The 14517-nt window shown below is 43.5% G+C and carries 10 protein-coding genes; 4 read left to right on the top strand and 6 right to left on the bottom strand.

What is annotated here, in order from left to right; translation table 11 throughout:
- Window positions 1-34 precede the first annotated feature (34 nt).
- Window positions 35-1165 carry a type IV pilus assembly protein PilM gene (gene pilM, locus IQ230_RS14125; RefSeq protein WP_193932606.1) on the bottom strand — a complete coding sequence of 377 codons (1131 nt, stop codon included), beginning with the start codon at window positions 1163-1165 and terminating at the stop codon, window positions 35-37.
- 118 nt (window positions 1166-1283) lie between these two features.
- Here pilM and IQ230_RS14120 point away from each other — a divergent pair, with 118 nt between their 5' ends.
- The gene (locus IQ230_RS14120; protein ID WP_193932605.1) at window positions 1284-2606 is read left to right on the top strand and encodes an ABC transporter substrate-binding protein; all 1323 of its coding nucleotides are present in this window, start codon (window positions 1284-1286) and stop codon (window positions 2604-2606) included.
- A 204-nt stretch (window positions 2607-2810) separates the two neighbouring features.
- Here IQ230_RS14120 and IQ230_RS14115 read toward each other — a convergent pair whose 3' ends face one another.
- Window positions 2811-3350 carry a single-stranded DNA-binding protein gene (locus tag IQ230_RS14115; RefSeq protein ID WP_193932604.1) on the bottom strand — a complete coding sequence of 180 codons (540 nt, stop codon included), beginning with the start codon at window positions 3348-3350 and terminating at the stop codon, window positions 2811-2813.
- Window positions 3351-3508: 158 nt separating this feature from the next.
- Window positions 3509-6067 (bottom strand): mannose-1-phosphate guanyltransferase, encoded by a 2559-nt coding sequence (locus tag IQ230_RS14110; RefSeq protein ID WP_193932603.1) that lies wholly within the window; start codon window positions 6065-6067, stop codon window positions 3509-3511.
- 196 nt (window positions 6068-6263) lie between these two features.
- On the opposite strand from IQ230_RS14110, the gene IQ230_RS14105 reads away from it, so the two are divergent.
- Entirely contained in the window at window positions 6264-6404 is a 141-nt protein-coding gene (locus IQ230_RS14105; protein ID WP_193932602.1) for a hypothetical protein, read from the top strand.
- A gap of 225 nt (window positions 6405-6629) precedes the next feature.
- Window positions 6630-7451, top strand: a complete 822-nt coding sequence (locus IQ230_RS14100; RefSeq protein ID WP_193932601.1) for a cobalt-precorrin-6A reductase — start codon at window positions 6630-6632, stop codon at window positions 7449-7451.
- Between the two features lie 173 nt (window positions 7452-7624).
- Here the strand turns inward: IQ230_RS14100 and IQ230_RS14095 are convergent, their stop codons facing one another.
- From IQ230_RS14095 to IQ230_RS14085, 3 genes are all read right to left on the bottom strand, one after another.
- Window positions 7625-7894 carry a YciI family protein gene (locus IQ230_RS14095; RefSeq protein WP_228054910.1) on the bottom strand — a complete coding sequence of 90 codons (270 nt, stop codon included), beginning with the start codon at window positions 7892-7894 and terminating at the stop codon, window positions 7625-7627.
- A gap of 22 nt (window positions 7895-7916) precedes the next feature.
- Window positions 7917-10364 (bottom strand): phenylalanine--tRNA ligase subunit beta, encoded by a 2448-nt coding sequence (pheT, locus tag IQ230_RS14090; protein WP_193932600.1) that lies wholly within the window; start codon window positions 10362-10364, stop codon window positions 7917-7919.
- Between the two features lie 577 nt (window positions 10365-10941).
- Window positions 10942-12051 (bottom strand): hypothetical protein, encoded by a 1110-nt coding sequence (locus IQ230_RS14085; RefSeq protein WP_193932599.1) that lies wholly within the window; start codon window positions 12049-12051, stop codon window positions 10942-10944.
- 529 nt (window positions 12052-12580) lie between these two features.
- Between IQ230_RS14085 and IQ230_RS14080 the strand changes: the two genes are divergently transcribed.
- Window positions 12581-14185, top strand: a complete 1605-nt coding sequence (locus tag IQ230_RS14080) for a serine/threonine-protein kinase (protein WP_193932641.1) — start codon at window positions 12581-12583, stop codon at window positions 14183-14185.
- Window positions 14186-14517: the final 332 nt, after the last annotated feature.

Here is a 14517-nt window from a genome sequence, read left to right as displayed (position 1 = left end):
TATGGGTAAGACACCAGCGCTGACTTCGGTTAAATTAAATTTCACGCATTCCTAAACCTAAAACGATACCTAGCCCTGGTCGTTGTCCAGGCGAAATTTTTTTCTCATCAACTTCTAAAGACAAAGCTGCCACAGGATCGATTTGTACGGTGGGAATATTTACTCGTTGTTGGAAAAACTCATCTAAGTTTACTAATCCACCACCAGGTCCTGCCAAGAGTATTTGTGCAACTTCTAGATTTTCACTTTGACTAAGATAAAAATCGAGCGATCGCCGTAATTCATCAATTAACTCTCCCATCACTCGCAGCATTGCAGCAGTACCAGGATCGACACTAATACCGACTACTGCTCCCATATCATCCGTTGTCGTGCTGGGAAGAACGACTGACTGTAGCATGACTTGCGTGTCTCTAGACATTGGTAAATGCAGTGCCCGCAACAGCGCACCTTGCAAATGAAATGTACCAATCGGAACAGTCCGCGAGAACTGTGGTATTCCATCTACAATAATTGCAATTTCTGTGTTGTCAAATTCAATATCAACTAAGACTACAGCTTCCTGTGAAGGAAACTCGCGCAATTTCTCGCGAATTGTACGCAGTAGGGCAAAACTATTAATTTCTAAAACATCAACTTGTAGCCCAGCTTGTTGAAATGTATCTATATAGAGGTCTGTGACTTCTTTACGGGTAGCAACGAGCAAAACTTGTACCTTTTCAATGCCGTCTTCATCCACAAAGTACCCTAATTTTTGATAATCAACATCCGCTTCTTCACGAGGATAGGGCAAATACAAACCTGCTTCGTGATTTAAGACCATTTCACGTAATTCTTGGTCATCTAACTCAGCAGGTAAAGGAATCAAACGCACTAGTGAGTCTCTTCCAGGAACAGCGCTAGCAACTCGCTTCGCTTTAATTTTGCTCTGAGCCATAGCTGATTGGATAATTTCTGCTAGCGCTGGTGGATCAATTATCTGCCCGTCTTGAAAAATTCCTTCAGGTACGGGAACTGAGGAAAACGCTGCCAGTCTTATTCCCTGTCCTTGTTTACGTAGCTGCGCTATATTAATGCGTTCGGGAGCAAGTTCAATACCAACTCCCTTGGTACGTTTCGGTAGTATCTGGAAGCGGTTAGGTGGTATTTGGAAGCGGTTAAACACAGTTTTGCTGGTTGTCTAGAGGGTAAAAAGAAACTACAGTGAGATACTAAAAAGTGAATGTCTGCTACTTTAGCTTAGAATTACTTCGCTCGTATAATAAGCAAATTACGTTTGAAAAATGTCAATAGTCTCAGTATTTTCTAGCAAAATCAGGGGTTGGAAACGCCTCGGAATTTTTGCTTTATTAGGCTTAATCCTGAGTTGGGTTGTTAGTTGTGGTACTGGTAACGTCAATAATAGTACCCAGCAATCGGCATCAGGTAACAGCAATGTGGAATTCTGGACAATGCAACTCCAGCCCCAATTCACAGAGTTCTTTAACAATCTGATCAGTTCTTTTGAGGCAGAAAACCCTGACATTCAAGTTAACTGGGTAGATGTTCCCTGGTCAGCAATGGAAAGCAAAATCCTCACTGCAATGTCTGCACGCACAGCACCAGATGTTGTGAATCTCAACCCTAGTTTTGCTTCCCAGCTTGCAACACGCAATGCTTGGTTAGATTTAGATTCTAAGGTGAATGCGGATGTGCGCCAAACTTATCTACCCAATATTTGGAAAGCAAGCACAATCAACGGTAAAAGTTTTGGTTTGCCTTGGTACCTCACAACACGTCTGACAATTTATAACACTGATTTGTTAAACCAAGCAGGAGTGAGTCAACCGCCAACAACCTATGCAGAATTAGCAACAGTGGCTCGGCAAGTTAAAGAAAAAACTGGAAAGTATGCTTTTTTTACCACCTTTGTTCCCGAAGATTCTGCTGAAGTTTTGGAATCTTTCGTGCAAATGGGAGTTAATTTGGTAGACGCGAAAGGCAAAGCCGCGTTTAATACTCCTGAAGGTCGTTCTGTATTTCAGTATTGGGTGGATTTGTATCGCAATGAACTGATTCCGCCTGAAGCATTGACTCAAGGGCATAGATATGGTATAGAGCAGTATCAAGCTGGACAAACGGCTTTATTGGCATCAGGTCCAGAGTTTTTAAGGACGATCGCCAAAAATGCCCCAGCGATCGCCCAAGTTTCGGCAACTGCACCACAAATTACAGGTCCGACAGGCAAGAAAAACGTTGCAGTCATGAACTTAGTCATTCCTAATAATACAGACCAACCTGATGCGGCTTTAAAATTTGCGCTATACGTCACAAATAATCAAAATCAACTTGCCTTTGCCAAAGCAGCAAATGTCTTACCCTCAACTGTAGCAGCGCTCTCAGACGACTACTTTAAGGTAATACCAGCAGATGCACCAACTGTCGAAAAAGCCCGCGTTGTGAGTGCAAGTCAATTGCAGCAAGCTGAAGTATTGGTTCCCGCAATGGAAAATCTCAACGTCTTACAAAGAACGATTTACGATAATCTTCAAGCCGCAATGTTGGGCGAAAAAACTGTAGATCAAGCCGTTGCTGATGCTGCTGCTGAGTGGGATCAAAGAAGTTAGAGGTCGGAGGACGCACTTTTCTCAGACCTACGGTTCGGGGATTATGGTTTTTTCGGAGCAGAGGAAGCAGAGGAGTTATAAGTTCTCAGGGTTGAATGTTGAGTTGAGAAAACTTCTTATAATTCAAAACTCAAAACTATTCACTAGCCACTAACTACTAACCAAAGCGCGACTCTTTCACTCGCTCCTCTCTCCTATTCCCTCTTAGAATGGAATATCGTCAATATCCTGGTCTTCGCTGGGTGGTAACGGCGCTGATGGTCTTAGAGGTGGTTCGTAAGTCGCAAAGTCAGCAATTACGTCAGTTCTACTAGCTGTAGCTGTAGAAGTTGTTGCAGTTGAAGTGCTCGTGTCTAAATTAGCTTTGGGGGCTTTTTCAGAACGCGAACTGACAGAATCTGGTGCAGTTTTGGGGTTGGCTTTTGTAGCTGTTGTATCTACAGTTTTATCAATTGCGTGAATGCGCTGTACTGTCAACTCGGCACGTTTTTCTTTGAATCCCTCAGAACGCTCAAAAGTATTCATACTCAAGCGACCTTCAATAATGACGCGATCGCCTTGCTGATAATTTTGTTCAATCTCTTGCGCCAAATTACCCCACCCAACAGCTTTTAGTGTTGCAGGGGAATCTTCTGCCCGTAAACCAGGAAACTGAACCAGCATTTCTGCTAACGCCATGTTGTCAGACGTATAACGCAGTTGTGGCGCTTGCACAATTTCTGCCATCAAAATACAGCTATTCATTTGCTTCTCCTAAATGAGGGGTGAGGGGTGAGGAATGAGGGGTGAGGGTAAGCGGGTAGTTGGGTACACGGGTGGTTGCGTAGGAGGGAAAAATAGCAATTAAATCTCTCAACCTCTACAACTCGCCAACTCTACAACGCTCCCACTCTCCCACTCTCCTAACTCACAATCGACTGCTGAGGGCTGTTGCTGTAAGCTTCCACTCCCTGTTGTTGTTCAATAAATGACTGAACGCGGGTGCGGTATTCCCTTAGCGATTCATCTACCCAATTACGATCATTACCGTTAGCGAACAAATGTACCAGTGGTTCACCCGCATCGGGCAAAATTAGTATCCAATTGTCATCTTCAAAGCGGATTTTCACGCCATCAATCAACTCCAGACTGTCCTCTTTGTGCGTTTCAACTAGATAGCGCATCAATGCTCCTTTGACCGTCCAAGGACAGCGAACAGTGTAGCTTCTGTGACTGACTTGCGGTAAGTCATTATCACGAATTGACGCAAGCGATCGCTCTTGCACCGTCAACATCTCAATCACCTTCGCAATACAGAACATCGCATCAAATCCAGGATGCAGCTGCGGGAAGATAAATCCCATATCTCCACTTCCAGCAAGGACTACATTTGGGTTGACTTCCGGTAATGAAGCTTCCATCAATGCAGTAGGACTTGCCTTCGTGCGAATTACCTTACCATCATGACGACGAGCAATTTGTTCCACCGCACTTGAGGCATGAATTGGCACAACAACAGTTCCTCGCGGATGTGCTGTCAGGATCATATTAACCATAAGTGCGGTCAACATCTCACCGCGAATCGGTGTTCCCAACTTATCCATCAGAATCAACTGTTCTCCGTTAGCTGATACCTGTACGCCGAAGGTAGCTCGCAATGCTTCTACAACATGACCAAGTTGCTGTAACAGTGCTTCCTTCTCTACTGAAGAAACCGCTGTTTGTTTCAAACTGGCATTTAATACAACAGCATCGCAACCAAATTTAGCTAAAAGTTGCGGTAACACTGCACCAGAAACAGCATAAGTATAGTCAATGACAACTTTTGAGTTACTGTGGCGAATTGCTTCTACATTTAAATTCTTCTCAAACGCATTGCAGTAAGTGTCGATCATCTGGATCGGATAGACAACATTACCAATCTCATGAATTTGCACGCGCCGGAGATCTTCTTTAAAGTAAGCACCCTCGATTTTCTTTTCTAGTGCTTTTGAAATATTGACACCTTTGCTATCAATAAACTCAATTAACAGGTAATCGGGGCGATCTGGATGCAGCCGTACGTGAATTCCTCCAGCAACTCCAAAGGTAGAGACAACTGTTCGCGACATTGGTATTGCTGTAGCATCAAGGTTCTGAATATTGACACCCACAGACATTAAACCGGCAATCAGCGATCGCGTTACCATCCGAGAAATGCTGCGCTGATCGCGGGACATCATCACTTGCGAACCAGGTTTTAAAGTTGAGCCGTACGCGGCACCCAACTTCACAGCAAATTCGGGTGTGATGTCAATATTAGCTAATCCAGTCACACCACGCTGACCAAATAAATTGCGTTGTGCGGTTTGTCCCCAAATTAAATTAATATTTAATATCGCGCCCGACTCAATTTGTTTGCTGGGCCAGACACGAACATTTGGAGTGATTTGAGCTTCTTCTCCTACTGTAGAAAGTGAGCCGACCACAGCACCCTCTAACACTTGGGCACGGCGATCTACTCTTGTCCCACGCCCAATAACGCATGCTCGAAGTTCTGCATCTTCGCCCACTATTGCACCGTTCCAGATGATCGGTCGTTTTAAGTCAGCGTCAGCACCAATTGTGACATTATCTCCAATCACAGTTCCAGCATCAATTCGCACTCGCGGTCCAATTCGACAATTACTACCAATCAGTGCTGGGGCACAAATCTCAACACTTGGATCAATAAAAGTGTTTTGACCTTCCCATATCCCTGGCTTTGTCTCTGTGTAGGCAAAGTCAAGTTTTACCTTACCAAACAAACCATCATACTGACTTTCGCGGTACGCATCCAGATGTCCGACATCACACCAGTATCCCTGAGCAATATAGCCATACATTGGCTCGCCTTTTTCCAACAGCAATGGAAATAAATCTTTAGAAAAGTCAGATTCTTGATTTGCTGGTAAATAGTCCAAAACAGACGGTTCTAGAATGTAGATACCAGTGTTGACTGTATCGGAGAAAATCTCACTGGTGGAAGGCTTTTCTAAAAATCTCCGAATGTGATAGTTTTCGTCGGTAATGACTACCCCAAACTCAATTGGGTTGGGAACGCGGGTCAGCACTAATGTCGCTTTTGCTTGTTTGCGTTTATGAAACTCAATGGCTGCTGTGAGATCGAAGTCTGTAACGCTATCGCCGCTAATCACTAAAAACGTTTCATCGAGAAATTCCGCGATATTTTTGACGCAGCCTGCGGTACCTAGCGGTTGATCTTCTTCAACGGCATAGGTCATTTGCACGCCAAAGTCACTACCATCTTGAAAATAATCGCGAATGACGTCAGGTAAATAATGAAGCGTGGCAATAACCTCAGTTATTTGGTGCCGTTTGAGAAGGTTAGTGATATGTTCCGCAATTGGTCTGTTTAAAATAGGTACCATCGGTTTAGGAAGGTCACAAGTCAGCGGTCTTAACCGCGTTCCAGACCCTCCAGCCATCAGCACTGCACGCATAATTCCTCCTTAATTGATTTGCACTCGTCACTGACACACAGCCAATGACTCTGGCAAAAAAGCAAGTCTTGTTCTAGTTTCCTATGTATGTTGAAACTTAAGGTACTTCCACAAGATACATCCGTTAAGCGTAAACTTCATTAGGCACATATGTCAGTGTAGGGGTGTACAACTACGCGCCTATACTCGACGATGAGTGGCAAGTTACTATGCTTTTGAGCTACAACTAACTCAAAGCTACTTACGCGATCGCTGTAACGATTTCTGTAAGCTACTCTACACTAAAGATAGTGGAAGAGGACATTTGTCACCGCTGAAGATACCAGCTTTTACTTAATCAATGAGTTGTACAGGTGGTTGCTGAGAATGAACTTCATTTATTGGTTAGTTGTTATTGCATATGCAATAGGTGCTTGGAAATTCTGGAATGGGTTTCATCGCACTACCTTCTCGCGTAGTTTTTCTAATCGATTATCTCTATCACTATTATGGCCAGCATTGTTAATTTCTAATAAATCTTATCGACAAAATTTCAGGAAAGCACTCAAGGGCTAGTACGCGTATGTCTGCCGCTTTCAATCAGTCACTGCAAGTTTGTCATCATGGGAAGTTGTGGCTGATTGGCGGAACTCAAGAAAGCATCAAAATTACTCAGGCGATCGCACCAGAAAATGTCTGTTGTATTGTTTCTGTAACAACTGAATCTGCGCGATCGCTTTATCGTCCTGCACCGTGTTTAACAATCTGGGTAGGGCGTTTAACTTTAGCTCAAATTTCAGAATTTATTCACCAACAACAAATTAAGGCGATTGTTGATGCCTCTCATCCCTATGCTGTGGAAGTTTCGCATAATGCGATCGCAGCGGCGCAACAACTACAGATACCTTACCTCCGCTATGAACGCCCAGTATTGCTATCTAGCACAGGAAGTGCGAGCGAGAATTTCGATAGTTTTGAAGCTTTACTAACAACAAACTACTTACAGAATAAGCGAGTATTGTTAACTGTGGGATATCGACCGCTACAGATGTTTCAAGCTTGGCACAATCGCGCAACATTATTTGCCCGAATTCTCCCTTCAGCGATCGCCATGACAGCAGCAGCGCAAGCTGGGTTTACCCCAGATCGATTAATTTGTCTGCGTCCTCCCATTTCCGCTGATTTAGAACTCGCACTTTGGCGTCAATGGCAAATTCAACTCGTGATTACCAAAGCTTCAGGAAAACCAGGGGGTGAAGATATTAAACGTCTTGTCGCTACTCAACTAGGTGTTCCCTTAATCACAATAAGTAGACCAATAGTTAATTATCCACAACAAACTAGCGATTTATCTGTTGTATTAGATTTTTGTCGTCAGCACCTCAACCTAAGCCTTTACAGTTAATTGATATTAACCTTAGCTAGCTTGCCAAATAAATTCGCAGATCAATCAACAAAATCCACGGAGGCGAATTTACCAACAAAACTCAAACTTAAGAGTGTGCCTCCGCACAATTCGTCTAGGGTAGCTCCGAAGAAAGTGGCAGGGCACCTGCGATTGATGTCAATCGACTCTACTTAAAAAGCTTGAATCCACTCCTTAATGTAGTACTCAGTCCAAACTCCATTTTTCCAATAAGGATCGGCTTCAACAAGTTGATGGACTGTTGCTTCATCCTCAGCTTCGTAAATGCCAAAAACCTTTATTAAATCCTTTGTTGGACCGATTGTAATCAACACCCCAGATTCTTTTTGTGCAGCCAGCCCGTCGAGATGAGCCTGTCGATAAGGAGCGCGTTTTTCTAGTACATTATCACAGTAACTTCCCCACATTACGTACTTAGGCATAGTCTTCCAGTAATTTACAAACTCAACTGCGTAGATTCACGCCAAATTTTTCTACCAGAGATTCTCGCACTTTTTGGTGTAGAGGTTCGATGTCCTCATCTGTTAGAGTACGGTTTTGGGCGCGATATACTAGGCGAAATGCTAAACTTCTTTGTCCTTGTGGGACGTGTTCGCCGCGATATTCATCAAACAATTCCACCGATTCGAGTAATTCTCCGGCTGCAAGGGCGATCGCGCGTTTTATTTCCGCAACAGAGACTTCTAGATGAGCGAAAAATGCTATATCTCTAGGTGAAGCTGGATAAGTAGAATACGGACGGAATCTTGGGACTAAAACTTCGTCGCGATCCCAATAATCTAAAATCACATCTAAATCAAGCTGAAATACATAAACCGCATCTGGTAAGCCTTTTTCTTGACGTAATTGAGGATGGACTTGTCCAAAATCACCTAATCGATTACCCTGCAACCATAACGATGCAGTACGTCCTGGATGCAAGCGAGAGTCTTGATGACTGGGTTGAAATTCCACCTTCAAGCCCAAGCGTTGAAAGACACTTTCTAGAACGCCCTTAGCTTCAAACCAAGTCAAAGGATGTTCTTTTCCACCTGACGTCCACTTACCTTGAGTGGCATCTCCACCTAAAATCCCACCTAAAGCCTCAGCTTCAAGCAAGCCATCTTCTTCTTGCCAGAAAATGCGCCCAATTTCAAAACCATTCAAGCTGCCATTACCTTGCTCTAGGTTGTACTGAAAAGCATCAATCAAGCCAGAAATTAAGTTTGTGCGCAGTGCTGAATATTCGACGAAGATAGGGTTAGTCAGCACGATTTGTCTTTCTTGTCCTGGTTTACCTAACGAATAATGGATCAGTTCTGTTAGTCCAGCAGCGCGGAAAGCTTCGCGGAGTTGGCGAGTGAGTTGCTGTTCTAGGGAAAGATAGCCAGGCTCTGTTTTTTCAGGTAAAGTGTCGCAAAAGCGATCATAACCATACAACCGTGAAATTTCCTCGATCAAGTCAATTTCGCGCTCTAAATCGCGATGACGATACGGCGGAACTGTAACAGTCAAAACTTTTTGCCGTTCAGGTAATTGTTTGACTTGACAACCGAGTGCGGTAAGAATTTGCTGAATATCTTCTGATTGTAATTCGCCTGTCGTATCTCCTAAGTCAATTGGTCCTAAAACTTGGTTGACGCGATTAAGACGTAGTTCAATCGAACGTGACAGCGCACCAACTTCGGGACGTGCATCAGCAAACTGCTGTTGTACGACAACACCTCCAGCTAATTCACGAATAAGCATTAACGCTCGATGACAGGCTAGCTCTAATTCAGCAGCATTGATGCCACGCTCATATCTTGCTGAAGCTTCTGTACGTAAACCTTGGCTCCGCGCAGAACGACGAATTGCTACAGGATCGAATAGTGCGGCTTCTAGAACAAGGTTTTGAGTAGCTTCATGCACTTCTGTTGCTTCGCCTCCCATAACCCCTGCTAAAGCAACTGGTTTGTCGTGCGCGGTAATCAGTAAAGCTTGATTGGAAAGCGTGCGCGTTTGACCGTCCAGCGTTTTTAGTGTTTCGCCAGGTTGTGCGAATCGGACACCGATCGTTAATTCTGATTGAGTTCCACTAACAGCTAAAAGGCGATCGCGATCAAAAGCATGTAGCGGTTGACCCCATTCCAGCACAATGTAGTTTGTAATATCTACAACATTATTAATTGGGCGAATTCCTGCGGCTTGCAATCGCTGTTGTAACCATGCTGGTGAAGGAGCAATTTTTAGGGATTCAATCGCCGTACCCATGTAAGCAGGGCAAGCTTGTGATTCTACGATATTAATAGTTAAATTCTTCTTACCATCTGAGATTGAGCTTTCCTGTGCTGCTGGTAATCGCACTGTTTTACCTGTAATTGCGGCGACCTCTCGTGCTACACCAACCATACTTAATGCATCAGCACGATTTGCCGTTGCCGTCAAGTCAAGAATGACATCATCTAAGCCAAGCAATGGACGAACATCACTGCCTAATGGCACTTTCTGCTCAAAAATATGAATTCCCGCAGATTCTTTAGCTAATCCCAACTCAGCTAAAGAACAAATCATGCCTTCAGAGCGTACTCCGCGTAGTTTTGCTGCTTTGATTTTGACGTCAATTTTGGGCAGATAAGTGCCAACTAACGCGACCGGCACATAAATTCCCGCCCGCACATTAGACGCACCGCAGACTATATTTAATAGTTCTGAAGAAGCAGTTCCCACATCTACTGTCGTGACACTCAGTTTATCAGCATTGGGATGGCGTTGACACTCCAGTACTTTTCCGACAACCACTCCCTCTGCCCAAGTACGACGATCTTCAATTTCTTCTACTTCAAATCCTGCCATTGTTAACGTTTCCGCCAATTCTTCTGGAGAAAGCGTCAACTCAACCAGTTCTTGCAGCCAATTCAGAGAAATACGCATGGAGTATGCTTGCTTAAACTTCAGCCAGACTATCTTATCAAATTGCAAAGCTTCGAATACATTGCCGTGCCAGCGAAACCATTTGATGTACTCCAATTAATGTAGCCGAACGCAAATAAGAATCTTTGCTACCTGATTCATCACAGCGAGCCGCATGATAATAGGAACCTGTCAAGCAAATATTCAGCCTGTCTGCTTAAACTTAAAGAAGTAGAGATAGCTGCCATCGAGTTTAACCATCTAGGGCATTTCAGGCAGTGACAATTCATTATTACTGAGTTCTCCTGCAAACCGTTGGGCAACTCGTTGCAAGTTATTTCGCGCAATAATAGTGTTGATAGGCTACGACCAGCAGCGGAACACTAAACAGGAATAAAGGACTGTTGTAAGTACAACTACCCGTTTCGCCAAGGGTACATATCCTTAAACCAGTTTTCTGTTCCGATACTTATTACTACCCTAGCTAAAGTATTTAATCAGGGCAAAAAAGATTTTCTAGATAATCTTGGCTAAACTGTCTCACGCCAACTTAACTTAACAATATCTGTTAATGTTTTTTTGCCTGAAAGGTTTGCTTCTACACATCAGTTCTCTGATCGCGAATTTCTACCGGAATAACTTTCTCTTCAGGGAAGTCTGCTTCACTAGAAGCACCTAGCGTTTCGGTGTCTGTAGTTATTCTGGGTAGCTCAACTTGCTTTTTCTCTACTGAGGATGGTTTGACCTCTTCAGTTGCACGTTTAGCTGAGTCTGCAACACTTTTTGTTGCATCCGTGGCCGAGTTTGCAGCACTCTGTACGGCTGGTTTAACATCCTCAACTGCACCTTTTACAGATTCTGAGACACTTCTGACAGCTGGCTTAGCCTCCTCGGATGCAGACTTAACAGCTTCTACAACAGAGGGTTTGGACTCCTGCACTGTTTCCTTGACTGCTTCTGCTGTGTCAACTATAGAGGGTCTTGCCTCCTCAATTGTCTTTTTGGTTGAGTCTACTGCACCTTTTACAGATTCTGAGACACTTCTGACAGCTGGCTTAGCCTCCTTGGATTCAGACTTAACAGCTTCTACAACAGAGGGTTTGCACTCCTGCACTGTTTCCTTGACTGCTTCTGCTGTGTCAACTATAGAGGGTCTTGCCTCCTCAATTGTCTTTTTGGTTGAGTCTACTGCACCTTTTACAGATTCTGAGACACTTCTGACAGCTGGCTTAGCCTCCTCGGATGCAGACTTAACAGCTTCTACAACAGAGGGTTTGGACTCCTGCACTGTTTCCTTGACTGCTTCTGCTGTGTCAACTATAGAGGGTCTTGCCTCCTCAACTGTCTCTTTGACTGAATCTACTGCGCCCTTTACAGAAGGCTTAACATAATCAGCTGTATCTTTTACTGCTTCGCCTACACCTTCTACAGTTTCGTTCACATTGTCGGCTACACTCTCTACAGCGTCTACTACACCTTCTACAGTCTTATTGACAGCCTCAGCTGTACCCCTACCAGCCATTGCCCCTGCTGCTGCACCTGCTACAGCACCAATGATTCCTCCAGTACGACCGCCAAGTATAGCACCAACAGCAGCTCCAGCTGCCGCTGCGCCAACACCTGAGCTGCTTGGTTGATCCTCATGTTGCTGGCTATTGGGTTCAGTATTCTCGTCAGACTTATCAACTGGTTGCTTGTTCTCAGTCATCTCTTTTTCCTTTAAGTAAAGTATTTACCAACAATTTATGGCAAGTTAACTAGTGCCAATTTAACTATTGCAAAAAAGGATTTACACCTAACTGAGGGAGGACAACGCCAAATACACAGTTAATCTAAAGTTAGAAGTTTTAGAGCGAGGAGCGAGTGAAAGAGTGATTAGTTTTGAGTTTTGAGTTTTGGAAAGCGCAGCGAAGGGAGGCAACTATTTTAAGTTTTGAATGAGTGAGTTTTGGAAAGCGAACAAAGGTGCCGGAGGCAATTATTTTGAATTTTCTTAAACTCAACACTCAAAACTGAGAACTCATAACTCTCTTGAACTCAACACTTCACGACTCATAACTCCCAGTCTTCCCTAGATTCCTCTGCCCCTCTGCTCCAAAAAAACCTGACCTTTGATCCTCGACCTTATGATCCCCAATTTCCGTATAAATCAGGTGGTGATTGGTCGTTTTTCTTTGAATAATTGAAGCAGGGTGCGATCGCTCCCAGTATTACCTGAAGCAGCGAGTAACGCTCATATGAGCTATTGCCTAAATCCTGATTGTTCCCATCCGCAAAACTCAAGTTCCCGCCAGACATGTGCAACCTGTGGCGCTCAATTATTATTACGCGATCGCTATCGGGCACTGCAAGCTTTAGCCCAAGGTGGGTTTGGAGCAACGTTTTTAGCCCAAGATGTAACGTTACCTGGCGAACCGAAGTGCGTCATCAAGCAATTACGACCTTCAGCAACATCGTCAGAAGCCTTAGACATGGCGCGAAAACTGTTTGCTAGGGAAGCTAAAACTTTAGGCAAGATTGGTAGTCATCCTCAAGTACCAAGGCTACTCGACTACTTTGAAGACACCGAACAGTTTTATTTAATTCAAGAGTACATTAATGGCTTAACACTGCAACAGGAAATCAAACGCTCTGGTCCTTTTAGTGAAGCTGGAGTCAAGCAATTTTTGAGCGAACTTCTGCCAACGTTGCAATATCTCCACAGCCAACAGGTTATTCACCGAGATATCAAACCAGCAAACATTATTCGACGTCATGAGGATTGTAAACTCGTTTTGATTGATTTTGGAGCTGTGAAAGACCAAGTCAGTCAAACAACGAGTATGTCAGAACATACAGCTTTAACAGCTTTTGCGGTTGGAACTCCAGGTTTTGCACCTCCCGAACAACTCGCGATGCGCCCCGTTTATGCAAGTGACGTTTATGCTTTGGGAGTGACTTGTATTTATCTGCTTACGGGCAAATCTCCTAAAGATCTTGACTACAATTCCTCAACTGGAGAAATGCTTTGGCAAAACAAAGTACAAATTAGCGATCGCTTCCGCGAAGTTTTACAAAAAATGCTAGAAGGTGCTGTACGACATCGTTACCAATCTCCTAATGATGTCTTAACGGCACTAGAACTAGAACCATACATGGATAGTTTAGCCAACAGTATGGCGGCTCAACCTTCTGCGGTTCACAAACCTAGATTACCCAGAATGGTGAAGCAAGCGACATCTACTACAGCACCAGTGACTACTGCAACAAGTACGTATGGTAATAGTGCGGCTCAATCGAGGGCACAAATGGCAGATGCAATTCGTGCAAGAAGAGCAAATCTTACCGAGGTGCCAAATAAACTTAAACAATCAGCAAGCGTTACTTCTGCGCCTTCAGCAATTGGACAAAAACCCAAAGTTGCACCACCAAGAAAGCTAGATGCGGACAATTTAGTTTTGTCTTATATCAAAGGAAGAAGAGATTTTGCTTCTTACGATCTCAGCTCACTTGACTTGCAGCGAGTAGATCTATCAGAAGTGAACTTTCGGGCAGCGAAATTAGATCGTACAAATTTTTTTAAATGCATTTTGTCAGGTAATGATTTTAGCCACGCTAACCTCAAGCGAACTAATTTTAGAGAAACCATTTTAACAAAGGCTTACTTTCATTCTGCTGATTTAGAAGGAGCCGATTTTCGCGGTGCTAATTTGAGCTATGCTGACTTGAGTGATGCTAATTTACGAAATGTTAATTTGTGTGGGGCTAATCTCACTGGAGCAAAAGTTTCGGATGAGCAGTTAGCTCACGCTAAAGTAAATTGGATGACAGTACGCCCTAATGGCAAGCGCGGCTGGCTTTAGAAATTATAAATATCAGATATTAAATTTACTAGAATTTCATCATTTTTAGCTTAAGTAAGAGTAATTTCTTAACACTTTTTCTAGACTAGTGAAATATATTTAATATAGAACTAATTTATGTAGTTGCAGATAATTCAGCCGCAACAGCAAATTAGTAAAAAAATATTTTTGAGTTTTTCTATATATCTAAATAGAGAAGCAAATTTACAGCCTATTGCAAGTTTATGAGGTACAGTAAGAGGAGTACACAAATGAAGTCTAATGAAACCGTACTCGCTCGACTTGCGAGAAAAAATAGTTAAGGCATACACACAAGGTGACACCTCAATCAG

The sequence above is a fragment of the Gloeocapsopsis crepidinum LEGE 06123 genome (assembly GCF_015207655.1).
Classification (GTDB): Bacteria; Cyanobacteriota; Cyanobacteriia; order Cyanobacteriales; family Chroococcidiopsidaceae; genus Gloeocapsopsis; species Gloeocapsopsis crepidinum.
Note: the sequence above shows the minus strand (reverse complement) of the source record. Positions and strands in the feature narration are given on the sequence as shown.